Below are 25408 nucleotides of genomic sequence, written 5' to 3'. Positions count from 1 at the left end.
CCTGAGCTTGTCGAAGGGCCCCGCCGGGTCTAGACGCCGGCGCGGACGACCGTGACGCCGCGTTCTTCGATGCCGGCGGCGGTGGCGTCGCTCAGGCCCGCATCGGTGACGATCACGTCGAGGTCTTCGAGGTCGAACACCCGGTAGCGGCCGAACGAGCCGTACTTCGAGCTGCCGGCGACGAGCACCGTCTCGCTCGCGCTCTCGATCGCCGCGGTCTTCGGCGCGATCTTCGACTCGGTCGGGGTCGTGACGCCGCGGCGCAGATCCCACGACGATGACGAGAGGAAGGCGATGTCGATCGACAGCTCGTGCAGTGTGAGGGCGGCGAGACGCCCGGTGGTCGACTGGTTGGCCTTCTCGACGCGTCCGCCGATGGCGATGATGTCGGCGGTGGGGTGGTCGAGGAACGCGGCGATGATGGCGAGGTCGTTGGTCACGACCGTGAGGTCCTGCACCGTCTCGAGGTGCGGGCGCATCGCCTGGATGGTCGTGCCGGCGTCGAGGTAGATGGTCATCGACTCGGTGACGAGGGATGCCGCGTGGCGGGCCATCGCGTCCTTCTCGGCGACGTCCTGACGAGCCTTCTCGAACCGCGACGGCTCGGTGACCAGGCGTGAGGCGATCTTCGCTCCGCCGGGGGTCGCGAGCACGCGGCCGGCCTCTTCGAGCACGGCGATGTCGCGCCGGATCGTCATGTGGCTGACGCCGAGGATGCCGGTGAGCTGGCGGTAGCTGAGCACGCCCTCGCGGCGCAGGTGCTTGACGATCAGCTCTCGCCGCTGCTCGGGGATGAGCGGCGTGGCGGTGGCGTCGTCGGAGGGGGTCATGTCGTCGTCAGCCTAGCGAACGAGGGTGGATTCCTCGGTCCAGGGGGTGCCCCAGCGGTCGGCGAGGGCGCGCACGTCCTCCGGCGGCAGCAGGCGGCGGGGCTTGCCGTCGGTGAGCAGCGCGATGCGGCACGCCTCCTCGAGCTCGATCGCCGCTTCGACGGCGGCATCGAGGTCGGGTGCCGAGACGATCTGACCGTGGTTCGCGAGCAGTGCGGCGCGGAACGGGCCGGGCAGCGCGAGCATCTGCGCGGCGAGGTCGGGGTCGCCCGGCACGCGGAACGGCACCAGCGGCGTCTGGCCGACGCGCATCACGAAGTAGGGGGTGAGGGGCGGGATGGCGCTGTACTCGGACCATGGCTCGAGGCAGCTCGCGGCGACCGCGAACGGCGAGTGCAGGTGCACGACGGCGGTGTGCTCGACGTTCTTGGCGTAGAACGCGAGGTGCAGGCTGAGCTCTTTCGACGGCTTCGCGCCGCGCAGGTGCTCGCCGCCGCGGGTGACGACCGCGATGTCGGCGTCGGTGAGGCGGCCGAGGTCGGTGCCGGTGCCGGTCATGTACACGACGTCGTCGACGCGGATGCTGACGTTGCCGCTGCTGCCGGGGCTGATGCCGGCGGCGGCGACGCGTGCGCCGGCCGCGATGAGTGCGTCAGTGGGAGTGGTCATCGAGCGCCCTCCAGGCGGTGGTGAACATGTCGTCGGCGCCGAAGTTGCCCGACTTGAGAGCGATGGTGACGGGGCCGTGCGCGGTTTCGGCGGCGCTCCAGCACACGCCGGGGGCGATGCGCGGTCCGATCAGCAGACGCTGGATGCCGAGGCGCTGCACGACCGCGCCCGAGGTCTCGCCGCCGGCGACGATCACCTGGGTGACGCCGAGCTCGGCGGTGGCGCGGTCGACGATCGCCGAGAGCACTTCTTCGATCCGGCCGGAGACGGTGTTGCCCTCGGGGCCGCGGCGGATGTCGTCGAGCGACCCGACGGTGTAGACCAGCGGGATGCTGTCGGCGTCGAGCGTCCCGAGCCATGCGACCGTGTCGGCCACGACCTGCTCGGGATCGTCTGCGATCGCCTCGATGTCGAGCTTGCGGCTGGGGAGCGTGTGAGCGGCGTGCGCGATCTGCGCGCGGGTCTTCGCCGAGGCGCTGCCGCACACGATCAGGCGGCGGCCGGGGGCGACCTCGATCTGGGAGAGGGTGCCGGGGCGCGGTCCGGTCATCCCGAGGGCGAGACCCGCCCCGCCGGTGACGACGCGCCAGTCCGAGACGGCGGTCGCGATGGTCTCGAGATCGGCGTCGGTCATCGCGTCGACGACGGTGTAGCCGGCCGGCTCGGAGCCGAGGGTGCTGCGCAGGGCCGCGGGGCCCGCCCACACGGCATCCGCCCCCACCTCGTGGATCGGGCGCGCGGTCTGCGGGGCGAGGATGTCGCGCAGGCGCGACTGCGTCATCGGCGTGAGCGGATGCTGTCGCATGGGGGAGTGCTCGAGGAGCTCGTCGTGCACGAACAGGTGTCCGCGGTAGACGGTGCGGCCGTTGTCGGGGAACGAGGGCACGACGATCGTGCGGGTCTCGCCGAGTTCGTCGAGCACGGCGTCGAGGATCGGGCCGATGTTGCCCTCGGGAGTGGAGTCGAAGGTCGAGCAGTACTTCACGTAGTAGCGGCGGGAGCCGAGGGCCTCGAGGGCGCGCACGGCGCGGAGGGACTGGGCGACCGCGTCTCCGACCGGGGCGGTCCGGGTCTTGAGGGCGACGACGACGGCATCCGCATCGCCGAGTTCGGCCGGGTCGAGCGGGGCGTCCTCGATCGAGACGACCGCGCGGAACCCGCGCTGGCGCAGCGCGATGGCGAGGTCGGTCGCGCCGGTGAAGTCGTCTGCGACGGCGCCGATGTCGATCACGGTTCCTCCTCGGGAGTGGGTGCCCCCATTCCACCACGTGTGAACTGTTGTGAACAAATTTGAGAAATGTTTACGACTATGAAACAGTGTTCGAGGCCGCAGGGAGAACCCGCTCCCGCAGCTCTCGTACGACCGCACGGAATGTCCCGTGCAGAGGGGACCACCGATGACCCGCGCTCCTATCCGCGTCGCTCTCACCGGCGCACGCGGAGGTTTCGGCCGCACGTTCCTCTCCCAGCTGCGCTCGATCGACCGTATGACGGCCACGCAGCTCATCGACCCCGATGTCGACGGCGTGCGCACCCTCATCGCCGACCTCGGCGGCCTCCCCGACGCCGAGCCGATCCCCGGCCACGACGACGTCCGTTGGGACGAGATCGACGTGCTCGTCGAGGCTTCCGGTCGCGTCGAGGCGGGCTACCGCTACGCCGCCGAGGCCATCGAGCGCGGCATCCACGTCGTCATGGTCAGCAAGGAGATCGAGAGCGTCGCCGGTGTCTCGCTCGCGCGCGCCGCCCGCGCCCAGGGCGTCGGCTACCTGCCCGGCGACGGCGACCAGCCCGCCAACCTGCTGCGCCTGCTCGACTGGGTCGAGCGCGTCGGCCTCGAGGTCGTCGCCCTCGGCAAGTCCGGCGAGTACGATCTCGTCTTCGACCCCGCCACCGGAGTACTCGAGCAGCAGGGCGAGCGGATCGAGGCATCCGCCCTCACCGACCACCTGTTCCTCGGCGACGACATCGACAAGACGCTCGCCGCCCGGGCATCCGTCGTCGCACCGCTCAAGCGCGCCGCCGCCGCTGACTCCTGCGAGATGGCCGTCGTCTCGCTGTACGCCGGCGCCACCGCCGACACCGAGCGCATGCACTACCCCGTCGCCCGCCCCAGCGAGCTGGCCGACATCTACGCCCGCCGGGCCGACGGCGGCATCATCGGCACCGACCGCGCGGTCGACGTGTTCTCGGCATTGCGCCTGCCCGGCGAGACGAGCTTCGCCGGCGGCGTGTTCGCGATCGTCACCACCGGCGACCCCGAGACCTGGGACCTGCTCGCCGGCAAGGGCCACATCGTCTCGCGCTCGGGCCGCTACGCCTGCATCTACTGGCCGTACCACTTCATGGGGGTCGAGACCCCGCTCACGATCGACGCTCTGGTCGAGGGCACCTCTACCTTCGCCGAGCCCCGGCACCACACGGTGCTCGCCGCCCGCGCCGCCCGCGCGCTCGCCGCGGGAGAGACGTTCGAGGTGCGCGGCCACCACCACGAGATCGACGGCGTCGCACCCGTCATCATCGATCGGGTGGATGCCGTCACCGACGCCGACGACACGCTCGCGGCCGCCTACTACCTGCTCTCCGGCGCACGCCTCGTGCGCGACATCGCCGAGGGCGAGCTCATCCGCCTCGCCGACCTCGCGGGCGTGGCCGATGACGTGCGCACCGCCTTCGTGGAGGGTGTGCGGCTGTGAGCATCGAGAACGCTCGCCGGATCCAGGACGCGCGCCTCCCCGAGGGGCACGATCTGCGCATCATCGACGCGCACCACCACTTCTGGGACCTCGACGGCGACGGCCACTGGCCCTGGATCCAGGACGAGTACAACGAGCAGTTCTTCCTCGGCGACTACAACGCCATGCGCCGCACCTTCCTGCCGCGCGAGTACCTCGCCGAGACCGCGGGCTGGAACATCCTCGGCACCGTGCACTGCGAGGCCGAGCGCAGCCGCAGCGAACAGGTCGCGGAGGACGACTTCCTGCAGGGGCTCAGCGACGCCACCGGCGGACGCTTCCCGATCGCCGCCGTGGCCCACGTCGGTTTCCTGCAGCCCGACCGCGACGAGGTGCTCGCCGGTCACGCGCAGCGCTCCATCGTGCGCGGCATCCGATCGAAGCCCGTCATCGCCGCGCGCGCCGACGAGACCGCGACGGGTCCCGGCACCCTCCACGACCCCGCGTGGGTCGAGGGCATCGCGGCGCTGGCGGCGCACGGGTTCTCGTGGGACCTGCGCGTGCCGTACTACCACCTCGCCGAAGCGGCCGACGTCCTCGCGGACTTCCCCGAGCTGACCGTCGTGATCAACCACTGCGGCCTGCCGCTCGATCGCGACACCGACGCCCTGCGCGTCTGGCGCGACGGCATGGAACGCCTCGCCGCGCTGCCCGGCACCGCCGTCAAGGTCTCGGAGCTCGGCCTGTACCGCAACCGCTGGGACCGCCCCTCCAACGAGGAGGTCGTGCGCGACACCCTCGCGATCTTCGGCGCCGACCGCGCGCTGTTCGCCTCCAACATGCCGGTCGCGACCCTGACCGCCCCCGACTTCGACGAGGTGATGGACACGATCCTCACCGGTGCCGCCGGCCTTGACGCCGCGGGACTCGACGCCCTCTTCCACGGCACCGCCGCACGGGTCTACCGACTCGACGTGCCCGCCGTCTGACCCGTTACCCGACACCCCGAGGATCACCGATGACCACCGCCGAACAGGGCACCGCCGCCCGTACCGCTCGCCCGACGAGGATCCGTTGGTGGGTCATCGTCGTTCTGTTCGTCTTCTACACGATCAACTGCATCGACCGCGCCTCGCTGTCGGTCGCCCTGCCCACGATCAGTGCGGAGTTCCTGCTCGAGCCCGCGGTGCAGGGCGTCATCCTCTCGGCGTTCTTCTGGACCTACTGCCTGTTCCAGATCCCGGGTGGCGCGGCTGCCGACCGCTTCGGTCCACGCCGCGTCATCGGTGTCGCCGCCGTGATCTGGGGCTCGTTCACCGCGCTCGCCGGCCTCGCCGTCAACGCCGTGATGCTCGTGCTCAGCCGTCTGGGCCTCGGCGCGTTCGAGGCGCCCTACATGCCCTCCGCCAACAAGCTGGTCACCCGCTGGCTCCCCGCCAAGCACCGCTCCACGGGTGTGACCCTCATCGACTCCGGCGCCCCGCTGGGCTCGGCACTCGGCGCCCTCGTGGTCACGGGGCTCATCACGGCCACCGGCTCGTGGCGCTGGTCGTTCATCATCATCGGCCTCGCGACCGTCGTGATCGGCATCGGCGTCGCGCTGTTCATCCGCAACCACCCGTCCGAGCACCCGCTCGTCAACCGCGCCGAGGAGAAGCTCATCGACGCCGGCGAGGTCGAGGAGCGGCCGAAGGTCGAAGCGCCGGGCATGAGCCGCGCCACCGTGTTCTGGATGGTCGTCGGCCGCATCGGCTGGGCGATGGTGTTCTGGGGGCTCGTCACCTGGGGCCCGACCTACCTCTCGCAGGCCCGCGGCCTCGACCTCTCGGCGATGGGCTTCGCGACCTTCCTCATCTTCCTCTGCGGTGCAGCGGGTGAGATCCTCAGCGGAATCCTCGCGGACGCTCTCCAGAAGCGGATGAGCCCGAACCGCGCGTTCAAGCTGCTCTTCGGCGGCTCCGGCGCGCTGAGCCTTCTCGCCCTTGCCGCCCTGCCGTTCGTCAGCGACGCGGGCATGGCCGTGACGCTGCTGTGCATCGGGGTGTTCTTCAACCTCTTCGGCGGACTGTACTGGACGATCCCGGGGCGTCTGGCCAAGCCCGAGCGCGTGGGCATCGTCGGCGGCGTCATGAACTTCGCCGGCACCTCGGCCGGCATCGTCGTTCCGATCGTCGCCGGACTCCTCGTGCAGTTCACCGGCGGATACACCGCCGTGTTGATCTACCTCGCGGTGTGCGCCGCGATCTACCTGATCGGATCTCTCTCGATCGACTTCGAGGGCCGGGGAGTGCGCAAGGCGGCCGTCCATGCCTGACCTCTACGAGGGTCCGATCGTCGACGCGCACCACCACGTGTGGGACCTCTCCCTCGGTCGGCATCCGTGGCTCGCGCCGGAGGGTCGCGTCGCCCATCGCTACGGCGACTACGAGGCCATCAAGCACGACTACCTCCCCTCCGACTACCTGCGCGACATCGCCGGCACCGGGATCGTGGCCTCGGTCTACATGGAGGCGGAGTGGACCCCCGGCGACGGTCTCGCCGAGGTCGCCCTCATCGAGCGCTATCGCGAGAGCTCGGGGGTGCCCGGCTCGATGGTGTCGCAGGCGCGGCTCGACGCTGCGGATGCCGCGGCCGATCTCGCCGCCCTCGGTGCCGTCCCGGCGGTCAAGAGCGTCCGGCACAAGCCCGGCGGCGCGACCTCCCCGGTCGAGGCGTCCGACGGCGTGCGCTCCCTGCTCAGCGACGACACCTGGCGCGAGGGCTATGCGCTTCTCGGCGACCACGGACTGCACTTCGACCTGCAGACGCCGTGGTGGAATCTCGGCGAAGCCCGGCGTCTCGTCGACGACTTCCCCGACACGACGCTGATCGTCGACCACGCCGGAGTGCTGGCCGATCGCGACCCCGAGACGCTCGCGGGCTGGCGCGCCGCGTTGGAGCACATCGCCGACGCCCCGAACGTCGTGATCAAGGCATCCGGGCTCTGCGTCGCCGGAACCCCCTGGACCGTCGAGGCCAACCGCGGGCCCATCCTCGATCTCGTGCGCATCTTCGGCGCCGAGCGCGTGATGTTCGGGAGCAACTTCCCGGTGGACGGCATGTTCACCACTCTCCCCGCGCTCATCGACGGCTACCGCACCATCCTCGCCGAGCTCGATCCGGCCGCGCAGCGCTCGGTGTTCCACGACACGGCGCAGCGCGTCTACGCGCCGCTCCCGATCGGCTGAGCCCACCACCCTCCCTCCCACCCGAAATCCGACCGACGAAGGACCCCCCATGACGACCGTCAACGACGACAAGCTCTTTCGGAAGGTGATGCTGCGCGTGCTCCCGCTCGCGATGCTCGGCTTCTTCCTCTCGTACCTCGACCGTGTGAACATCGGTTACGCGCAGGCCACCATGAGCGCCGACCTCGGCTTCTCGAACGTGGTCTACGGTCTCGGTGCCGGCCTGTTCTTCATCGGATACTTCATCTTCGAGATCCCCTCGAACCTCATCCTCGCCAAGGTCGGCGCGCGCAAGTGGATCGCGCGCATCATGATCACCTGGGGCCTCATCTCGGGCCTCATGTTCATCGTCGACAGCGAGTGGATGTTCTACCTGCTGCGCTTCCTGCTCGGTGTCGCCGAGGCCGGCTTCATCCCCGGCATCCTCTTCTACATGGCGCACTGGTTCCCGGCCAGCCGCCGCGGACGCGCCTGGGGCATCTTCTACATCGCGCTCGCCTCGTCGGGCCTCATCGGCGGCCCCGTATCGGGCTTCATCCTCAGCGGCATGGACGGCGTCTGGGGCCACACCGGCTGGCAGTGGCTGTTCGTGATCGAGGCGATCCCCACCGTGCTCCTCGGTATCGTCATCCTCTTCTGCCTGCAGGAGGACTACCGCAAGGTCACCTGGCTCACCGAACCCGAGCGTGATCGCCTCGGCTCCCTCCTCGCCGCCGAACGCGTCGACGAGGCCGAGACCCCTCTGCGCAAGGTCTTCACCAGCAAGCTGATCTGGCTGCTCACCGCCGTGTACTTCTCGTACAACTTCGCCCTGTACGGCATCAGCTTCTGGCTGCCGACCCTCATCGGCGACCTGGGCATCACCGACACCGTGCAGATCGGCTTCCTCAGCGCGCTGCCCAGCCTCGCGGCGATCATCTCGATGGTCACGTTCGGCTACCTGTCGGACCGCGCCGGCGAGCGCCGCAAGTTCATCGCCGCAGCCTTCCTGCTCAGCGCCACCGGCTTCGCGATCTGCATCATCGCGGGCACCGACCCGGTCTGGGGCATCATCGGCCTGTGCCTCGCCAACGCGGGCGCCCTGTCGATCCCGGCGATCTTCTGGAGCTTCCAGACCTCGATGCTCGCCGGCACCGCCCTCGCCGGCGGTATCGCGCTCATCAACTCGACCGGAAACCTCGCGGGCTTCGCCGCCCCATACCTGATCGGCTTCGTGAAGGACACCACCGGCGTCGCGACCGTCGCCCTGTACATCACGGGCGGCATCATGATCCTCGGCGCGATCCTCACCATGACCGTGCGGCAGCATCGCGCCGTCGCCACGGCGAAGGACCTCCCGTCGGAGCTCGTCTCGAAGTAACCCCCCCCCGCTACCGAGACCGGCCGAGCCCCCGCAGACAGCACGTCTGCGGGGGCTTCGTCGTGGGTGGCCCTTCGTCTCGCTGCGCTCGCTCAGGAACCGGGGCTACTCGGACACCCGGTTCCTGAGCGAGGAGCGAAGCGACGAGACGAAGGGCCGAAACGCGCCGGAAACACCTTCTGCCCACGCTTGTCATCTGCGGGGTCGGACGCGTATCGAAGGCACATTCCTGTGCGAACAACATGGGACATCGCCCCATAGCAACGGCCCCGCGGCGGCATCCACACTGAACGACAACAGGCCGGTGGTGTGCACCGTCCGCGGAAGAGACGGAGCATCATGGAGTCGTTCGAGGTCGCAGTCGTCGGGATGGGAGCGCTCGGCAGCGCCGCCACCTACCACCTGGCCCGTCGTGGAGCGAAGGTGGTCGCGCTCGAGCAGTACGAGCTCGGTCACGTGCGGGGAGCCTCGCACGACACCTCGCGCATCGTGCGGACCTCGTACGGATCCACCGCCTATGTGCGCCTCGCCCAGTCCGCGTACCGCGACTGGGCCGACCTCGAGGCCGAATCGGGCGAGCGCCTGCTCACCATCACCGGCGGCGTGATCCTCATCCCCTCCGACGGCCCCTACTCGGCATCCGATTTCACCACCGCCCTCACCGAGTGCGACGTCGCGCACGAGCTGCTCTCGCCCGCCGAGGTGCAGGCGCGCTGGCCGCAGTTCCGCGTGCCCGAGAACGTCGAGACGGTCTACACGGCCGACACCGGCATCGCCCATGCCTCCCGCACGGTCGCGACGCTGCAGATGCGCGCCCGCGTGCACGGCGCCGACATCCGCGACCGCACCGCCGTCGAGCGCCTCACGCCCGACGGTGACGGCGTGATCGTGCACACGTCGAACGGCGACATCCGCGCCGGCAAGGTGATCCTCGCGACGGATGCCTGGACGAACACGCTCCTCGACCCGCTCGGTGCGACGATCCCGCTCGACATCATGCAGGAGCAGGTCAGCTACTTCCGCCCCGCCGAGCCGGAGAACTACGACCGCTCGGTCTTCCCCGTGTGGATCTGGGAGGACGACGAGTGCTACTACGGGTTCCCGACCTACGGCGAGCCGACCATCAAGGCCGCCCGCGACGTGTCGGAGAACCGGATGACGCCCGAGAACCGGTCGTTCGTCCCCTCGCCCGAGCTCATCGAACAGCTCACCGGATTCATGCACGACGTGATCCCCGGATCCGGCCCCGAACTGCGCACGGTCACCTGCCAGTACGCGCTCACCAAGGACCGCCGGTTCGTGCTCAGCGCGCTGCCGCAGCACCCCGACATCATCGTCGGCCTCGCTGCGGGTCACGGCTTCAAGTTCACGCCGGCCCTCGGTCGGGTGCTCGCCGAGCTCGCCCTGGACGGCGAGTCGACCGACGACCTGAGCGAGTTCGCCGCGGCGGACTCGATGGTCGTCTGACCCGCCTGCCCGCGGCATCCCGATCGCCGCGTCCTTCTTCCGCCCCTGCTATGGAGGTTTCGCCCATCATGCGACCGTTCCCCTGGGCCGCCGCACCGTACAGACGCCCTCGCGCGCTGGGTAGCGTGACCGCCATGTCATCGACGACACCCTCCGTTCTCGGACCCCGCACGCACGCGACAGCGGGCGCACGCCACCGCGTGATGAGCACGGGGGAGTGACACGACGGTGACCCGCTACATCATCCAGCGCATCCTCTCGTCGCTGTTCGTGCTCTTCATCCTCTCGATCATCGTGTTCTCGATGGTGAGGATCATCCCGGGCGACCCGCTCGCCGCGTTCGTCGACCCGGCCAACCCCGACCCCGCGAAGCTCGAGGCCCTGCGCGCCGAGCTCGGTCTCGACCAGCCGTGGATCACGCAGTACTTCTCGTGGCTGCTGGGCGTCGTGCAGGGAGACTTCGGACGCGCGATCACCGTGCCGGGCGAGGTGTCGACCCTCATCGCGACGCGCCTGCCGCTCAGCCTCACCCTCGCGGTGATGGCGACCGTGTTCGGCACCGTGCTCGGCATCCCGGCCGGTGTGCTGGCAGCGACCCGCTGGCGCCGCCTGCCCGACCACGTCGTGCGCGGTCTGTCGTTCGTGCTGCTGGCCACGCCGCCGTTCGTGCTCGGCACCGTGCTCATCCTGGTGAACTCGCTCACCCTCCGACTCCCGCTCGTGGGATACGCGGGGGCGGCGAACGATCCCCTGCGGGCGATCGGGGTGCTGATCCTGCCCGCCCTGCTGATCGGTATCGTGCTCGCCGCGATCGTCGCCCGGTACACGCGCGGCACCCTGCTCGACACCCTCGGTCAGGACTTCGTGCGCACCGCCCGCGCCAAGGGTGCGTCGCCCGGACGACTGGTCGGCCGGCATGCGCTGCGCAACGCGCTCATCCCGGTGACGACCGTCATCGGCATCGAGCTCGCGGCGCTCGTCGGCGGCACCGTCGTCATCGAGGCGGTGTTCTCGCTGCCGGGGATGGGCTCACTGCTGCTGACCGGCATCCGCTCCTCCGACTATCCGATCATCCAGGCCACCGTGCTGCTGATCGGTGTCGTCTACGTGGTGATCAACTTCGTGGTCGACCTGCTGTATCCGTTGATCGATCCCCGAGTGAGGGTGCACACGCGATGACCGTCACAAGAGAACTCGCCCTCGCCAAGGTCGCCGGCAAGCGCCCGGCCCGCCGCAAGTTCGGCCCCGCGTTCTGGAGCGGCGCCGGCATCCTCGGCGTCATCCTGATCCTCGCCGGCTGGATGACGGTCGCGCCGCTCTACGATCCTTTCGTCGCCTCGGGCCCCGCGCTCGCCGCGCCGAGCCTCGACCACATCCTCGGCACCGACAACCTCGGCCGCGACACGTTCACCCGCCTCGCGCTCGCCGCCCGCACCAGCCTCATCATCTCGGGGGCGGCCGCGCTGCTCGGCGCGGTGATCGGCACCTTCTTCGGTCTGGTGGCCGGGTACGTCGGCGGATGGGTGGATGCCGTCATCATGCGCGTCGTCGACGCGGTGCTCGCCCTGCCGGCGATCCTCGTCGCCCTCGTCGTCGGCGTCGTGATCGGCAACGGGCCTTGGCCGCTGATCCTCGCTCTCGGGCTCGTGTTCGCCCCCGGTTTCGCCCGGGTGATGCGGGCTCCGGTGATCGCCCTCCGCGAGCGGGACTTCGTGCTCGCGGCGACTCTCAGCGGCGTGCGCCCGGCGCGCGTGATCGTCGAGCACCTGCTGCCCAATGTGCTCACCCCGCTGTTCGTGCAGTTCGCCTCGGTGGCGTCGCAGGTCGTGCTGATCGAGGCGGCGCTGAGCTACCTCGGCCAGGGCGTGCAGGCGCCCGAGCCCTCGGCCGGCCGCATGATCAGCGAGTTCACCCGCTTCATGCAGCTGCAGCCGTTGCTGATCATCCTGCCCTCGCTGGTGATCATCCTGCTCTCCGCCGCCTGGAACCTCCTCGCCGACGGCATGCAGGACTACCTCGCCCCGCGGCGCGAGCCCGCCTTCTCGCTCGGGCGGCGCACGAAGCGCCGCGGCCCGGCGAACCCCGACCGCACCACCACATCCACGCAGCACACCCGAACGGAGTAGAGGTATGAACAGACGACACTGGGCAGGGGTGGCGGCACTCGCCGTCGCGACCCTGGCGATCGCCGGATGCACGTCCGGCGGCGGTACCGGCACCGGCGGAGAGGATGCCGGTGACCCGGTCGCCGGCGGAACCCTCACGTGGGGCGTGCCCGCCGAGCCCTCGGCCGGCGGCATCGACCCGATGGTGGCCTCGGCCATCGCCGCCGAGGTCATCTACTCGATGGCCTACGACACCCTCCTCACGCGAGACGACGACGGCACCATCGAGCCGGCCCTCGCCACCGAGTGGGAGCAGACCGACGAGACGACGTGGGTGTTCCAGCTGCGCGATGACGTCACGTTCGCCGACGGCACCCCGTTCGACGCGGGTGACGTCGTCTACTCGTTCGAGACCCGCAAGGACGGCGGCACGAACGCCACCTACCTCAGCCTGATGGACAGCGTCGAGGCCACCGGCGACTACGAGGTGACGTTCCACTTCAGCGCCCCGGACGGCACGTTCCTCGACGCGGTCTCCGCGCGGCAGACCTTCCTCATCGTCAGCGAAGAGGCCTACGGGAACGCCACCGAGGAAGAGCGTCAGACCACGAGCGTCGGCACCGGCGCCTACCAGGTGACCGAGTGGAACCAGGGCGTCTCGGTGACGATGGAGAAGAACGAGAACTACTGGGGCGAGGAGCCCTACATCGACACGATCGTGTTCGAGCTGTACCCCGACGAGAACACCCTGCTCGCCGCCGTGCAGCAGGGCAGCGTGCAGGCCGCGTCGTTCATCGACGGCAGCCTCGCGCAGCAGGCCGCATCGTCGGGCTTCACGCTCGGTGAGGCCGCGTTCCGTCAGAACCTCGCCGTCTACGTGAACCCGGAGTCGGGTCCGCTGGCCGACGTCGACGTGCGCCGCGCCTTCTCGCTCGCGCTCGACCGACAGGCGATCGTCGACACCGCCATGCTCGGCAACGCCGGCATCTCGTTCGTGCCGCCCGCCGGAGACCCCGGCGCCACCGACGCCACGAAGCTCCCGTACCACGAACGCGACGTCGACGAGGCCAAGCGTCTGCTCGAAGAGGCCGGTCAGCCCAACCCCGAGATCACCCTCAGCTACATGGGTGACGTCGCCGCGGCGCACCACCCGGTCTACGAGATGATGCAGCAGCAGCTGGCCGAGGCGGGGATCACCCTCAACCTCAAGGCCACGCCGCTCGCCGAGATCTCGCCGATCTTCACCACCGGCGAGTCCTGGACCGACCTCGTCGCGATCCCGGGCAGCCCGCGCGCCTCGGCGGCCTACTACCTCGAGCCGGTGCTGCTCGAGGGCGGCTACTACAACCACTGGGACGGCAACCCCGACGCCGAGAAGGCCCGCGAACTGCTCGTGCAGGCGAAGTCGGCGGCCACCCCCGAGGAGTACAACGAGCTCGTGGCGGAACTCGCGACGGAGGCGGCCGACAAGGCGCTCGAGTTCGTGCCCGCCGCGGTGCCGGTGTACTTCGAGGTCTGGGACAGCAACAAGCTGCACGACTACGAGAACGACGCGTTCTACGCGCGCTCGGCTCTCGACCACGCCTGGTTGACGCAGTGACACCCCGCCCCGGCGCCTCTTCCCCCCCCCCGGAGGCGCCGGGGCACCCCTCCCCGCTTTCTCTCCCGTATCGATCACAGAAGCGAGTCGCGCATGACCGACGCCACCGACGCCCTCCGCGTCGAAGACCTCAGCATCGCCTACGGCAGCGCCCCGCCGTCGGTCTCCGGCGTCTCGCTGCGCGTGCGCAAGGGCGAGATCGTCGGCGTGATCGGCGAGTCCGGCAGCGGCAAGTCGAGCATCGCGCTCGCCATGATGGGGCTGCTGCCCGATTCGGCCCGCGTCACCGCCGCGAGCATCGACGTCGCCGGCTCCGACATGAACGACGCCACCGAGCGCGACTGGGCCCAGGTGCGCGGGGTGAAGGCATCCATGGTCTTCCAGGAGCCGATGTCGGCGCTCAACCCCTGCATGCGCATCGGCGCCCAGATCGCCGAGGTGCTGCAGATCCACGGCAAGGCCGACAAGAAGCAGGCGCGCGCCCGGGCCCTCGAGATCCTCCGGCTCGTGCAGATGCCGGATGCCGAGAAGCGCCTGAACTACTACCCCCACCAGCTCTCCGGCGGTCAGCGTCAGCGCGTCGTCATCGCGATCGCCGTCGCCGCCGGCCCCGACCTGCTGGTCGCCGACGAACCCACCACCGCGCTCGACGTGACCGTGCAGGCGCAGATCCTCGACCTCATCAAGAGCCTCCGCGACGAGACCGGCATGGGCGTGCTGTTCATCAGCCACGATCTCGGTGTCATCGGCCAGCTCTGCGAGCGGGTCGCCGTGATGTACCGCGGACGCGTGGTCGAGACCGGTTCGGCCCGACGCGTGCTCGAGGACCCGCGGCATCCGTACACCCGGGCGCTGCTCGAGAGCATCCCGCGGCCCTCGGTGCCCGTGCGCTCGCCGCTCGCCGTCATCCCCGCCGTGAACGACTTCGACAGCGTTCCCGCCGTGCTCGAGGAGGCATCGTGACCGACGCCCTGCAGACCCCCGCAGCCCTTCCCGACGACGTGCTGCAGGTGAAGAACATCACCCAGCGATTCGGGCACGGCGACAACGTCATGACCGCCCTCGACGACGTGAGCCTCAGCGTGCCCCGCGGCGAGACGCTCGGTCTCGTCGGCGAATCCGGGTCGGGCAAGAGCACGCTCGCCCGCGCCATCCTGCTCATGCGCAAGCCCACGCTCGGCACGATCGAGTTCGACGGCGTCGACGTCACCGGCATCCGTGGTCGCGCCCTGCGCACGCACCGCCGCCGTATCCAGATGGTCTTCCAGGACCCCAACGACTCCCTCGACCCGCGCTTCACGGTCGCCCGCTCGATCGCCGAGCCGCTCGTGGCCGCCGGCATCGGCCAGAAGGAGCGCCGCCGCCGGATCGCCGACTCGCTCGACCGCGTGGGGCTGCCGATGGATTCCGCCGGACGCTACCCGCACGAGTTCTCGGGCGGACAGCGCCAGCGCATCGCGATCGCGCGGGCCATGGCCGCCGAACCCGAGTTCGTGGTGCTCGACGAGCCCACCTCGGCGCTCGACGTGTCGGTGCAGGCGCAGGTGCTCAACCTGCTCGTGCAGCTGCAGAAGGACACCGGCGTCACCTACCTCTTCATCACCCACAACCTCTCGGTCGTGCACCACATCGCCCACCGGGTGGCCGTGATGCACCAGGGGCGGGTCGTCGAGGAGGGCACCGGCGAGCAGGTCATGAACGCTCCGCAGCATCCGTACACCCAGAAGCTCCTCGAATCGATGCCGGTGCTGTACCGGAGCTGAGGGTCTCTTCGAAAGGGGTCTCACATGCGCGTGCAGAGACGCGGCGACAACGAGCACGACTGGGAGCTGTACCACGGCGAGGGCCGGATCGGCATCGAGTGGTACTTCCAGCAATCGTCGTCGCTGCCCACCTCGGTCATGATGTACCGGCTCGAGCCGGGCGCCGAGGAGGGGCAGCACCATCATCTCGACGACGACCCCACGAGCTGCTCGCCGAACAGCTCCGACGAGATGTACATCGTCACGCGCGGCGAGGTCGTGATCACGGCGGGGTCCGATCGCCGGGTGCTGCGGGTGGGTGACGCGTTCTACGCGCCCGAGGGCATGCGGCACGGGGTGCGCAACGAGTCGGATGCCGTCGCCGAGCTCGTGCTCGTGTTCGGGCCTCGCGGCCCGCATCCGTTCCCGCAGACCGGGGTCGAGGCGTTCGACGCGGAGGGTGAGCGGTAGGAGGAGCTGGGTCCCTGAGCTTGTCGAAGGGCCCCCGGGCATCCGTTCGGGAGGAGTTCTCGCGTTCGGCAGGATCGGAACGGCGGATGCTTCCTGCGGAGGCTGTGTTCTCCTCCGTTGGTGAGGGCGGGGGCCCTTCGTCTCGCTGCGCTCGCTCAGGAACCGGTCGACGACGGGTCGCTCGCGGGATCCGTGATGGGCGGAGTTCTCGTCGTTGGGCGGAGTTCTCGGGCGGATGCTTCCGCCCGACGGGGAGTTCTCCGCCGGAGTCGCGCGTGAGGGCGCCTCGCGGCATCCGTTCGGGAGGAGTTCGCGGCCTGAGCAGGATCGGAACGGCGGATGCTTCCTGCGGAGGCTGTGTTCTCCTCCCGAGTCGCGCGTGGGGGACGCTTCGACGGGCTCAGCGACCCAGTGACCCGGTGTGCCAGGCACTGGGTCCCTGAGCTTGTCGAAGGGCCCCGCCCCGCGGCATCCGCGCTATGGATGCACCGATCGGTCATAAATGCCGGTTTTCATGGCTCAGAACCGGCATTCATGACCGATCGGTGCACACAGACGAGCCGCGTTACGCGGCGGGGCCCCGCAGGCGCTCGCGCAGTTCGTCGAGGCGCACGGCGATGCCGATGCGGAACATCCGCTCGTCGTCGCGCCATCCGGCGCCGAGCACGTGGTCGAGGCGGTCGAGGCGCTGCAGGATCGTGTTCGTGTGGAAGTTGAGGGCGCGCGCCGTGCGGGTGGGGCTGGCGTTGTTGCGCACGAACGCCCGCAGCGTGCCGAGCAGATCGGCGTTGCGTTCGGCGTCGTACTGGCGCACCGCCCCGATCGTGTCGCGCAGGAACGCCGAGAGCCCCTGCGCGTCGGTGTCGAGCACGGCCGAATAGGGCAGGAAGTCCTCGACGCGCGCGGTGAGATCGGCGAGCTCGAGCGCGGCGAGCAGGCGCGCGGTGCGCCGGGCGGCGAGGAACGCCGAGGGCAGCGGACCCTTCGCGGGCGGCGGTACGACGACGGTCACCGCCTCCTGGATCGCGGAGGCGACCTCCCTCCGCAGGCGCTCGGGGTCGACGGGGCCGCGGTCGCTCGCGAGGGCGGCGACCACGAATCCGCGGTACTCGCCGACCAGCGCTCGGTCGTCGAGCGAGCGCACGACGGCGCGCGCCGCGGCGGTCTGCTGATCGCCCGGCACCGCCAGCAGCAGCAGGGAGTCGAGGGTCGCGAGGTCGACGCCGAGGCGCCGCGCACGCCGCTCGACGTCGGAGCGCCGCTCGGGCACGTCGTCGAGCAGGTCGGCGATCAGTTCGCTGCGCACGCGGTGGTCGGCTCCGGATGCCGCCTCCTGCTGCAGCTCGAGCAGCGCCCCGACCTGGGCCGCACGCTCGACGGTGCGGAAGTCGACGGCGCCGAGCTCGAAGGCGCCGTCGCCGAGCAGGAGCGCCCCGAAGTGGCGGTTGCCGGCGGTGAGGGCCGAGACGGCGCGCACGCCCGCGCCCGCGACCGGTACGCAGTGTCCGTTGCGGCGGCTCTCGGCGAGGGCGTCGCGCACGGGCTCGTCGAGCGACAGCATCCCGGGGGCCAGCGGCAGCCCCGCGGCGGCGATCACGTTCTCCTGCGCATCGATGATCGCGACCGCCCGTCCGAGGGCCGAGGCGAGGGTCTCGGCCACCGGCCCGAATCCGCCGCCGGCGAGCACCGCCTGCACGAGCTCCTGGTGCACGGTGTTCGCGCGGTCGCGCTCGACGAGGTGCGCGGTGAGGCTCTCGAGGGTGCGGCGGCTGGCATCCTCCGACAGCTGCAGCTCGCGCAGCGTCTGCGTCGTCTGCAGGATGACCGAGGCGTGGTCGGCGAGCGCCGACAGCAGCGCGACCTCGTCGGGGGAGAACTCCTTCGTCTCGCGGTTGCCGACGAACAGCACACCGAGCACGTCGTCGCTGCTGAGCATCGGCACGCCGAGCATCGACACCAGGCCCTCGGCCGAGACGGCGTCGTCGATGCCGGTGTCGTGGCGGTCCTCGGTGTAGGCGGTGTAGTCGGCGACCCACTGCGCGGTGCGCGACTCGACCACGACGCTCGCGAGGCCGCGCCCCGGGGGCACGCGCAACTGCTGGAACGAGGCGCTCACCGAACCGCTGGTCTCGCGCACCCGCAGCTCGGAGGTGTCGGGATCGAATTCCGACAGGTAGGCCAGGTCGACGCCCATCATCTCTCGCGCGCGCTGCACGAGGCGGGCGAGCACGGCGTCGCTGTCGCGCAGCTCGGCCAGCTCGCGAGCGCTGGAGAAGAGGGCGGTGAGCTCGTGCTCGCGGCGGCGCAGCCGCGACAGCTCGCGCTGGATGCGGGCGACGCGCTCGGCGAGGAGCGCGGCATCCGCTTCGCTGGCCCCGAGCGCGCGGAGGGCGTCGCTGACACCGGTGGGGCCGACGAGTTCGGGGTCGTGGGCCGCATCGAGGAGCGAGGCGATGGCGTCGTCGTGCTCGGGCATCTTCGTCCCTTCGGGGGAGGGCGGCGCCGACAGGCGCGTGACTTCAGTGTCGAGCATGAGCGCGGTCGCCCTCAAATCAGATCTCTCAGCCGCGACCCTCGGCGCGTGCGGCAGTGCGCAGGAGTCCGGCCGCGAGTTCGGGCCACAGCTCGTGGGGGATGAGGTGCCCCATGTCGGGGTGCACCTGCAGTTCGGCACCGGGGATCGCCTCAGCGATGTCGACGGCGGATGCCCAGTGCAGCACGTCATCGTCGCGACCGTGGAAGACGAACGCGGGCGCGGTCACCGACCGCAGGGCGTCGAGGCGCTCGGGCGCGCGCGTGAGGGCCGCCCACTGCCGGGAGAATCCCTCGGGGTAGTAGCCGCGGTCGTAGGCCTCGCCGGTCGCGCGCACGTGCCACTCGACCTGGTGGTCGAAGCGTCCGACCGGTGCGGCCTCGAGGGCTGTGCGCGTGAACGCCACCGCCTGCTCGCGCGTGACGCGCACGGGCGCCTCGGCGAGCTCGGGGCGCTCGCCGTGCGCGACCCAGCGGCGCGACTGGCCGGGGATGGTCGACAGCAGCCCGAGGCTGAGGATGCGCTCGGGGTGGTGGATCGCGAGCATCTGCGCCATCATGCCGCCCATCGAGTGCCCGGCGACGTGCGCCTTCTCGACTCCCAGATCGTCGAGCACGCGCAGCACGTCCTCGGCCAGATCGATGAGGTCGTAGCCGCCGTCGACGTCGTCGGGTCCGCCGAAGAGCTGCGAGAGACCGGTGTCGCGGTTGTCGAAGCGCACCACCCGCAGGCCGCCGGCGGTGAGGATGCCGATGAACTCCTCGTCCCAGCTGAGCAGCTGGGCGCCGCCGCCCGAGACGAGCACGAGCACGGGGGCGTCGGCGGGGGTATCGGCCCCGGCGAACACCTCGTAGTACAGGCGCACATCGGCGGAATCGGTGTAGGGCATGCGTACTCCTCGCGCTCGGGGGACCCGCGGTCCGCGCTCCGGGTGATGGTGCGAGTCTAGGTTCCGGGATCAGGCGGGGTGATGTGTCGACCGCATACAGCGGGGCCCCGAGGATGAGTGTTCCACCCATCGTCGCTCCTGCCGCCCGCTCCTAGTGTCTTCCTTGACCACAGCGCCGATGACCCGGTCGCTGTCCCGAAGGAAGGTGGCCGATGTCGATCAACAGCCGAATCTCCGGACTCCGCGATCACACCCCGGATGAGCGCCTCGCGCTCGTCGCGCAGGGTGCGGAGCTGGATGCGGATGCTCTGGGGGCGCTGCGCCCCGACAGCGGTCTCTCGCTCGCTCAGGCCGACCACATGGTCGAGAACGTCGTGGGTCTCATCGCGGTGCCGGTCGGCGTCGCCACGAACTTCACGATCGACGGACGCGACCGCCTGATCCCGATGGCCACCGAGGAGCCGAGCGTCGTCGCCGCCGCCTCGAACGCCGCCCGCATGGCCCGCGGCCACGGCGGCTTCACGACCTCGTACACGGGCGATGTGATGATCGCCCAGATCCAGGTGCTCGACGCGATCGACCCGCACGGCGCGCGCTTCGCCCTGCTCGAGGCGAAGGACGAGCTGCTCGAGCTCGCCAACCAGCAGGACCCGATGCTGGTCTCGCTCGGCGGCGGGGCGTTCGACATCTCGGTGCGCGTGCTCCCCACCCGCGCCGGAGTGCAGGTCATCGTGCACCTGCACGTCGACGTGCGCGATGCGATGGGCGCGAACGCGGTCAACACGATGGCCGAGGCGATCGCCCCGCGCATCGCCGAGCTCGCCGGCTCTCGCACACTGCTGCGCATCCTCACCAACAAGGCCGAGCTGCGCCTCACCCGCGCCCGCGCCGTGTTCGACGCCGAACTGCTGGGCGGTCCCCAGGTCGTCGACGACATCGTCGCCGCGAGCGCGTTCGCCGAGGCCGACCCCTACCGTGCCGCCACGCACAACAAGGGCATCATGAACGGCATCACCGCGGTCGTGCTCGCCACCGGCAACGACACCCGCGCGGTCGAGTCGGGCTGCCACTCGCACGCCGCCCGAGCCGGCGGATACACGGCGCTGTCGCAGTTCGAGAAGGATGCCGACGGCAACCTCGTCGGCACGCTCGAGGTGCCCCTCGCCGTCGGGCTCGTCGGCGGTGCCACCCGCGCGCACCCCACCGCGCAGGCGTCCGTGAAGCTCCTCGGCGTCGAGACCGCGCGCGAGCTCGCGAGCGTCATCGCCGCCGTCGGACTCGCCCAGAACCTCGCCGCCTGCCGGGCGCTCGCCGCCGAGGGCATCCAGCGCGGACACATGACCCTGCACGCGCGCACGATCGCGGCATCCGCGGGTGCCGACGTCGACGAGATCGGCGCGGTCGCCGCCCGGATCGTCGCCGACCGCCGCATCCGCGTGGAGTACGCCCGCGAGGTGCTCGCCGAACTGCGCGGGGGCGGGGCCGGCGCATGACCGCCACGGTCCCGGCGCCCCGGGTGATCCGCGAGGACGGGCTCCCCGCGCGCGTCACCGTGTTCGAGGTGGGTCCGCGCGACGGCCTGCAGGCCGAGACCGACATCATCCCCGCCGCCGTCAAGATCCAGCTCTGCCGGCGGCTGTACGCGGCCGGTAGCCGTGACCTCGAGGTCACGAGCTTCGTGCCGCCGACCTGGATCCCCCAGCTCGCCGACGCCGAGCAGGTCGTCTCCGGCCTCGAGGTGCCCGCGGGCGCCCGCGCCGTCGGCCTCGTGCCGAACCTCCGCGGCCTGCAGCGCGCGATCGACGCCGGCATCCGCGAGGTGTCGGTGGTCGTCAGCGCCACCGAGTCGTTCGCGAAGGCCAACCTCAACACCACCCGCGCAGGCGCCATCGACCGCGCGGTCGAGGTGATCGCCGCGGCGACCGCGCAGGGCATCCCCGTGCGCGGCTACGTCTCGATGGCCTTCGGCGACCCCTGGGAGGGGAGCGTCGACACGGATGCCGTCACCGAAGCCGCCCGCGCCCTGCACGGGGCCGGTGCCCGGAAGATCGCGATCAGCGACACGATCGGCGTCGCCACGCCCGGTCACACGATCGCGGTCATCGAGGAGGCGCTCGACGCCGGCATCCCCGTCGAGGCGATCGCCCTGCACCTGCACGACACCTACGGGCAGTCGCTCGCGAACGTGCACGCCGCCCTGCGACTGGGCGTCGCCGAGTTCGACGCGTCGGTCGGCGGGCTCGGCCGTTGCCCCTACGCCAAGGGCGCGACCGGTAATCTCGCGACGGAGGACCTCGTGTGGATGCTGCACGGCCTCGGCATCGAGACCGGACTCGATCTCGAAGCCCTGGCCGCCACCACGCTCTGGCTCTCCCGCATCCGCACCGTGCGGCCCGCGTCGAACGTGGCCCGCGCGTTCGCGGCCGCCGGACTCGACACCCCCGAACCCGCACAGGAGGTCACTCCCGCATGATCGACACCACCCTCCCCGCCCCCGGCGCGCTCGCCGGAGTCACCGTGATCGACCTGTCGCGCGTGCTCGCCGGCCCCTACGCCTCGCAGACCCTCGCCGACCTCGGCGCGACGGTCATCAAGGTCGAGAACCCGCGCGACCCCGACGTGTCGCGCGGCTTCCCGCCGTACCTCACCGACGGCGAGGAGGAGTTCAGCGCGTACTACGCCCAGTACAACCGCGGAAAGCTCGGCGTCGGTCTCGACCTCGCGACCCCCGAGGGCAAGGAGGTGCTGAGGGACCTCGTGCGCGGCGCCGACGTGCTCGTCGAGAACTTCCGCCCCGGCACCATGGAGAAGCTCGGTGTGGGCTACGAGGTGCTGCGCGAGATCAACCCGCGCCTGGTCTACACCGCCATCTCCGGCTACGGCCGCACGGGGTCGCGCAGCAAGCGTCCCGCCTTCGACAACACGGCCCAGGCCGCGGGCGGCATCTGGTCGATGAACGGCTACGCCGAGCATCCGCCGGTGCGGGTCGGCGTCACGATCGGCGACCTCTCGGCGACCCTGTTCGCCGTGATCGGCACGCTCGCCGCGCTGCGTCACGCCGAGGCCACCGGCGTCGGCCAGGTCGTCGACGTCGCGCAGGTCGACAGCATCGTCGCCCTCACCGAGACCGCGGTGGTCGACTACACGGTCACGGGCAATGTCGCGTCGCCGCAGGGCAACGCGCACGCCTGGGTGCGGCCCTACGAGCTGTTCGACTGCGCCGACGGTCAGGTCTTCTTCGGGGCCTACACCGACAAGCTCTGGAACGCGAGCTGCGACCTGTTCGGCACCCCCGAGCTCAAGGAAGACCCCGAGATCGACACCATGCGCAAGCGGTTCGAGACCGATGTGTACGAGCGCCGCGTCAAGCCGATCGTGGCGGGGTGGCTCGCGACCCGCACCAAGCAGGAGCTCGAGGACCTCGCGGGCGACGTCGTGCCCCTCACCGCCGTGAAGACGATCGGCGAGGTGGTCGACGATCCCGGCACGGCCGAGCGCGACATGATCGTCGAGGCCGACTACGGCGACCTGGGCGTGCTGCGCATGTTCGGTCAGCCGATCAAACTGTCGGAGACGCCCGCGACCCCCGCCCGCACCGCCAACCGCTTCGCCGAGCACGCCGACGAGGTGCTGGCGCGGTTCGCCGGGTACGACGCCGCCCGCATCGCCGAGCTGCGCGCCGCCGGGGCACTGCCGTGAGCACTCCCGCGCCCGTCGTGCGCACCGCGCCCATCACCACCGACACCGTCGAGGCATACCGCGGCACGTTCGCGGCATCCGATCCGGCGCTCGCCGCGGGCGACCCGCTACCCGCCGCCTGGGAGGGCGTGTTCTTCCCGTTCGCGGTGCCGCTCGCCGATCTGCGCCCCGACGGCACCCCGGCGCGCGACGGCGTGGTGCCCGAGATCGACCTGCCCCGACGGATGTACGCGGGCGAGACGACCGAGTTCCTGCGGCCGATCCGCCTGGGGGACGAGGTCGTGCAGACCACGTCGCTGGGCTCGGTGGTCGACAAGACCGGTTCGCGCGGGCGTCTGACCTTCGTCGACATCGTGCGCGAGTACGCGGTCGCAGGCGAGGTGGCGGTGCGCAGCGTGTGGCACGACGTCTTCCTCGAGGCGGCGGATCCGGATGCTCCCGCCCGCGCCCCGCGTCCCGACCCGTCGATCGCGGCGGAGGGGGAGTGGGTCGAGGAGCTCACGCCCGACGCCCGCCAACTGTTCCGGTTCTCGGCGCTCACGTTCAACACGCACCTCATCCACTACGACCGTGCCTGGGCGCGCGACGTGGAGGGCCTGCCCGACCTGCTCGTGCACGGGCCGTTGACGCGCATCCTGCTGATGGACGCCGCCCGACGGCACACGCCCGAGCGCGTCCCCGCGCGTCTCGACGTGCGGGCGATCGCCCCGGTGCTCGTCGACCGGCCGCTGCGTCTGGTCGGACACACCGCGCCCGACGGCATCCGCGTCACCGCCGTCGACGCCGACGATGTCGTGCTGGCCACCGCCGACATCACCTGGGCCTGACGGCCACCCCACCCCCCACCTGGAGACACCGTGAGGCACAACCCCGATTACGCCCTCGACGACGTCGAGACCGTGCGCGCCCTCGTGCGCGAGAACCCGTGGGCGACGATCGTCAGCCACGTGCCCGGCGAGGGTCTCGTCGCCTCGCACTACCCGGTGCTGCTCGAAGAGGATGCCGAGGGCATCTCGATCGTGAGCCACGTCGGTCGCCCCGACGAGCGCCTGCACCAGCTCGGCCGGCACGAGACGATGGTGATCGTCTACGGACCCCAGGGCTACGTCTCGCCGAGCTGGTACGGCACCTCGCCGGCCGTGCCCACGTGGGACTTCGCCGTCGCGCACCTGTTCGGCACCCCCGAGATCCTCTCCGACGACGAGAACCTCGCGGTGCTCGACCGCCTCGTGAGCTGGTTCGAGAGCCCGCTGCCCGACCCCTACCTGATGCATTGCACGCTCGAGAACACCGCCTACGCCGAGCGCATCGTGCACGGCACCGTGGGCTTCCGCCTGCGGGCCACCCGCATCGAGGCCAAGGAGAAGATGCACCAGGACAAGTCCCCCGAGGTGATCGCGCGTGTCGTCGAAGCGCTGCGCAACCCCGGCCCCTATGAGAACCCGAAGCTCGCCGATCGCATCGCGGATGTGAACCGCGACGTGCTCGATGGAAAGGAAGTGACCGCATGACCGCGTTCGTCGGAGTGGGTGACATGGTCGAGTGGATCTCGCGCCGCGGAGCCGAGACGATCATGACGGAGATGGCCGACACGATCGAGGCGGACTTCCGCCGGTGGGAGTCGTTCGACAAGAGCGAGCGCGTCGCCAACCACACGCCGTTCGGGGTGATCGAGCTGATGCCGATCAGCGATCCCGACGTCTACGCGTTCAAGTACGTCAACGGTCACCCGTTCAATCCGGGTCGCGGGTATCAGACGGTGACGGCGTTCGGTGTGCTTGCGGATGTGCACAACGGTTACCCGGTGTTCCTCGCGGAGATGACCATGCTCACGGCGCTGCGGACGGCGGCGACGTCGGCGATGGTGGCCCGGCGGCTCGCGCGTGCGGATTCGTCGACGATGGCGATGATCGGGGCGGGCAGCCAGGCCGAGTTCCAGGCCCTCGCGTTCCGCGGAGTGCTGGGTGTCTCGCGGCTGCGGATCTACGACGTCGACCCCGCGGCATCCGCCAAGTTCGTGCGCAACCTCGCCCCGCGTGGCTTCGACATCACGGTGTGCGCCTCGGCGTCGGAGGCCGCCGCCGGCGCCGACATCGTCACGACGTGCACGGCCGACAAGGCGGTCGCGCAGGTGCTGACGG

At 70.6% G+C, this 25408-nt stretch carries 23 protein-coding genes; 18 read left to right on the top strand and 5 right to left on the bottom strand.

From position 1 onward, the window contains the following. Positions 1-29: 29 nt before the first annotated feature. The 3 genes from ACTJKK_RS16445 to otnK are packed head-to-tail and all read right to left on the bottom strand — an operon-like array spanning position 30 to position 2730. Positions 30-830 carry a DeoR/GlpR family DNA-binding transcription regulator gene (locus ACTJKK_RS16445; RefSeq protein WP_440748758.1) on the bottom strand — a complete coding sequence of 267 codons (801 nt, stop codon included), beginning with the start codon at positions 828-830 and terminating at the stop codon, positions 30-32. Between the two features lie 12 nt (positions 831-842). Beyond that, on the bottom strand, positions 843-1499 hold the full coding sequence (locus ACTJKK_RS16440) for a class II aldolase/adducin family protein (RefSeq protein ID WP_440748757.1): 657 nt from the start codon (positions 1497-1499) through the stop codon (positions 843-845). After that, positions 1483-2730, bottom strand: a complete 1248-nt coding sequence (gene otnK, locus ACTJKK_RS16435; RefSeq protein ID WP_440748756.1) for a 3-oxo-tetronate kinase — start codon at positions 2728-2730, stop codon at positions 1483-1485. The genes ACTJKK_RS16440 and otnK overlap by 17 nt, the downstream gene beginning before the upstream one ends. Before the next feature lie 166 nt (positions 2731-2896). On the opposite strand from otnK, the gene ACTJKK_RS16430 reads away from it, so the two are divergent. From ACTJKK_RS16430 to ACTJKK_RS16375, 12 genes are all read left to right on the top strand, one after another. Further along, positions 2897-4195, top strand: coding sequence for a homoserine dehydrogenase (locus ACTJKK_RS16430; protein WP_440748755.1), 1299 nt, complete (start codon positions 2897-2899; stop codon positions 4193-4195). Continuing rightward, positions 4192-5163 (top strand): amidohydrolase family protein, encoded by a 972-nt coding sequence (locus tag ACTJKK_RS16425; RefSeq protein ID WP_440748754.1) that lies wholly within the window; start codon positions 4192-4194, stop codon positions 5161-5163. The genes ACTJKK_RS16430 and ACTJKK_RS16425 overlap by 4 nt, the downstream gene beginning before the upstream one ends. A gap of 29 nt (positions 5164-5192) precedes the next feature. Next, entirely contained in the window at positions 5193-6488 is a 1296-nt protein-coding gene (locus ACTJKK_RS16420) for an MFS transporter (RefSeq protein WP_440748753.1), read from the top strand. Then, on the top strand, positions 6481-7401 hold the full coding sequence (locus ACTJKK_RS16415; RefSeq protein WP_440748752.1) for an amidohydrolase family protein: 921 nt from the start codon (positions 6481-6483) through the stop codon (positions 7399-7401). Before ACTJKK_RS16420 ends, ACTJKK_RS16415 begins: the two co-directional genes overlap by 8 nt. A gap of 49 nt (positions 7402-7450) precedes the next feature. Next, positions 7451-8761 (top strand): MFS transporter, encoded by a 1311-nt coding sequence (locus ACTJKK_RS16410; RefSeq protein ID WP_440748751.1) that lies wholly within the window; start codon positions 7451-7453, stop codon positions 8759-8761. Between the two features lie 339 nt (positions 8762-9100). Beyond that, complete coding sequence (gene solA, locus ACTJKK_RS16405; RefSeq protein WP_247624266.1) at positions 9101-10228, top strand: N-methyl-L-tryptophan oxidase; 1128 nt, start codon at positions 9101-9103, stop codon at positions 10226-10228. Positions 10229-10456: 228 nt separating this feature from the next. Continuing rightward, positions 10457-11407: an ABC transporter permease gene (locus tag ACTJKK_RS16400; protein WP_247624267.1), complete on the top strand. Its 951-nt coding sequence runs from the start codon at positions 10457-10459 to the stop codon at positions 11405-11407. Beyond that, on the top strand, positions 11404-12354 hold the full coding sequence (locus tag ACTJKK_RS16395; RefSeq protein ID WP_247633611.1) for an ABC transporter permease: 951 nt from the start codon (positions 11404-11406) through the stop codon (positions 12352-12354). The genes ACTJKK_RS16400 and ACTJKK_RS16395 overlap by 4 nt, the downstream gene beginning before the upstream one ends. Before the next feature lie 4 nt (positions 12355-12358). Then, complete coding sequence (locus ACTJKK_RS16390; RefSeq protein ID WP_247624269.1) at positions 12359-13933, top strand: ABC transporter substrate-binding protein; 1575 nt, start codon at positions 12359-12361, stop codon at positions 13931-13933. Positions 13934-14026: 93 nt separating this feature from the next. Continuing rightward, positions 14027-14896 (top strand): ABC transporter ATP-binding protein, encoded by an 870-nt coding sequence (locus ACTJKK_RS16385; protein ID WP_247624270.1) that lies wholly within the window; start codon positions 14027-14029, stop codon positions 14894-14896. Beyond that, complete coding sequence (locus tag ACTJKK_RS16380; RefSeq protein ID WP_440748750.1) at positions 14893-15696, top strand: ATP-binding cassette domain-containing protein; 804 nt, start codon at positions 14893-14895, stop codon at positions 15694-15696. The genes ACTJKK_RS16385 and ACTJKK_RS16380 overlap by 4 nt, the downstream gene beginning before the upstream one ends. A 24-nt stretch (positions 15697-15720) precedes the next feature. Beyond that, complete coding sequence (locus ACTJKK_RS16375) at positions 15721-16146, top strand: cupin domain-containing protein (RefSeq protein WP_247957106.1); 426 nt, start codon at positions 15721-15723, stop codon at positions 16144-16146. Between the two features lie 565 nt (positions 16147-16711). Here the strand turns inward: ACTJKK_RS16375 and ACTJKK_RS16370 are convergent. Continuing rightward, the gene (locus ACTJKK_RS16370) at positions 16712-18679 is read right to left on the bottom strand and encodes a helix-turn-helix domain-containing protein (protein ID WP_247633615.1); all 1968 of its coding nucleotides are present in this window, start codon (positions 18677-18679) and stop codon (positions 16712-16714) included. A gap of 28 nt (positions 18680-18707) precedes the next feature. Continuing rightward, the gene (locus ACTJKK_RS16365) at positions 18708-19568 is read right to left on the bottom strand and encodes an alpha/beta fold hydrolase (RefSeq protein WP_440748749.1); all 861 of its coding nucleotides are present in this window, start codon (positions 19566-19568) and stop codon (positions 18708-18710) included. Positions 19569-19780: 212 nt separating this feature from the next. On the opposite strand from ACTJKK_RS16365, the gene ACTJKK_RS16360 reads away from it, so the two are divergent. The 6 genes from ACTJKK_RS16360 to ACTJKK_RS16335 all read left to right on the top strand — a co-directional run. Next, positions 19781-21061 (top strand): hydroxymethylglutaryl-CoA reductase, degradative, encoded by a 1281-nt coding sequence (locus ACTJKK_RS16360; protein WP_440748748.1) that lies wholly within the window; start codon positions 19781-19783, stop codon positions 21059-21061. Beyond that, on the top strand, positions 21058-22041 hold the full coding sequence (locus ACTJKK_RS16355; RefSeq protein ID WP_440748747.1) for a hydroxymethylglutaryl-CoA lyase: 984 nt from the start codon (positions 21058-21060) through the stop codon (positions 22039-22041). The genes ACTJKK_RS16360 and ACTJKK_RS16355 overlap by 4 nt, the downstream gene beginning before the upstream one ends. Continuing rightward, positions 22038-23267 (top strand): CaiB/BaiF CoA transferase family protein, encoded by a 1230-nt coding sequence (locus tag ACTJKK_RS16350; protein ID WP_440748746.1) that lies wholly within the window; start codon positions 22038-22040, stop codon positions 23265-23267. The genes ACTJKK_RS16355 and ACTJKK_RS16350 overlap by 4 nt, the downstream gene beginning before the upstream one ends. Further along, complete coding sequence (locus ACTJKK_RS16345; RefSeq protein ID WP_440748745.1) at positions 23264-24094, top strand: FAS1-like dehydratase domain-containing protein; 831 nt, start codon at positions 23264-23266, stop codon at positions 24092-24094. The genes ACTJKK_RS16350 and ACTJKK_RS16345 overlap by 4 nt, the downstream gene beginning before the upstream one ends. Before the next feature lie 30 nt (positions 24095-24124). Then, entirely contained in the window at positions 24125-24778 is a 654-nt protein-coding gene (locus ACTJKK_RS16340; protein WP_440748744.1) for an FMN-binding negative transcriptional regulator, read from the top strand. After that, positions 24775-25408 (top strand): ornithine cyclodeaminase (locus ACTJKK_RS16335; RefSeq protein WP_440748743.1); only part of this gene is annotated, 634 nt, incomplete at its 3' end. The genes ACTJKK_RS16340 and ACTJKK_RS16335, both read left to right, overlap by 4 nt.

Origin of the sequence: Microbacterium sp. 22179 (genome assembly GCF_052045715.1) — a bacterium.
Taxonomy (GTDB): domain Bacteria; phylum Actinomycetota; class Actinomycetes; order Actinomycetales; family Microbacteriaceae; genus Microbacterium; species Microbacterium galbinum.
The sequence above is the reverse complement of the archived record's forward strand: the minus strand, read 5'-3'. Positions and strand labels throughout refer to the sequence as shown.

Bases quoted from the DNA above. Each gene is read 5' to 3' on its own strand.
- ACTJKK_RS16445 (WP_440748758.1), bottom strand. From the start codon at position 830: ATGACCCCCTCCGACGACGCCACCGCCACGCCGCTCATCCCCGAGCAG.
- ACTJKK_RS16440 (WP_440748757.1), bottom strand. From the start codon at position 1,499: ATGACCACTCCCACTGACGCACTCATCGCGGCCGGCGCACGCGTCGCC.
- ACTJKK_RS16430 (WP_440748755.1), top strand. From the start codon at position 2,897: ATGACCCGCGCTCCTATCCGCGTCGCTCTCACCGGCGCACGCGGAGGT.
- ACTJKK_RS16420 (WP_440748753.1), top strand. From the start codon at position 5,193: ATGACCACCGCCGAACAGGGCACCGCCGCCCGTACCGCTCGCCCGACG.
- ACTJKK_RS16415 (WP_440748752.1), top strand. From the start codon at position 6,481: ATGCCTGACCTCTACGAGGGTCCGATCGTCGACGCGCACCACCACGTG.
- ACTJKK_RS16410 (WP_440748751.1), top strand. From the start codon at position 7,451: ATGACGACCGTCAACGACGACAAGCTCTTTCGGAAGGTGATGCTGCGC.
- solA (WP_247624266.1), top strand. From the start codon at position 9,101: ATGGAGTCGTTCGAGGTCGCAGTCGTCGGGATGGGAGCGCTCGGCAGC.
- ACTJKK_RS16395 (WP_247633611.1), top strand. From the start codon at position 11,404: ATGACCGTCACAAGAGAACTCGCCCTCGCCAAGGTCGCCGGCAAGCGC.
- ACTJKK_RS16390 (WP_247624269.1), top strand. From the start codon at position 12,359: ATGAACAGACGACACTGGGCAGGGGTGGCGGCACTCGCCGTCGCGACC.
- ACTJKK_RS16385 (WP_247624270.1), top strand. From the start codon at position 14,027: ATGACCGACGCCACCGACGCCCTCCGCGTCGAAGACCTCAGCATCGCC.
- ACTJKK_RS16375 (WP_247957106.1), top strand. From the start codon at position 15,721: ATGCGCGTGCAGAGACGCGGCGACAACGAGCACGACTGGGAGCTGTAC.
- ACTJKK_RS16370 (WP_247633615.1), bottom strand. From the start codon at position 18,679: ATGCTCGACACTGAAGTCACGCGCCTGTCGGCGCCGCCCTCCCCCGAA.
- ACTJKK_RS16365 (WP_440748749.1), bottom strand. From the start codon at position 19,568: ATGCCCTACACCGATTCCGCCGATGTGCGCCTGTACTACGAGGTGTTC.
- ACTJKK_RS16360 (WP_440748748.1), top strand. From the start codon at position 19,781: ATGTCGATCAACAGCCGAATCTCCGGACTCCGCGATCACACCCCGGAT.
- ACTJKK_RS16355 (WP_440748747.1), top strand. From the start codon at position 21,058: ATGACCGCCACGGTCCCGGCGCCCCGGGTGATCCGCGAGGACGGGCTC.
- ACTJKK_RS16350 (WP_440748746.1), top strand. From the start codon at position 22,038: ATGATCGACACCACCCTCCCCGCCCCCGGCGCGCTCGCCGGAGTCACC.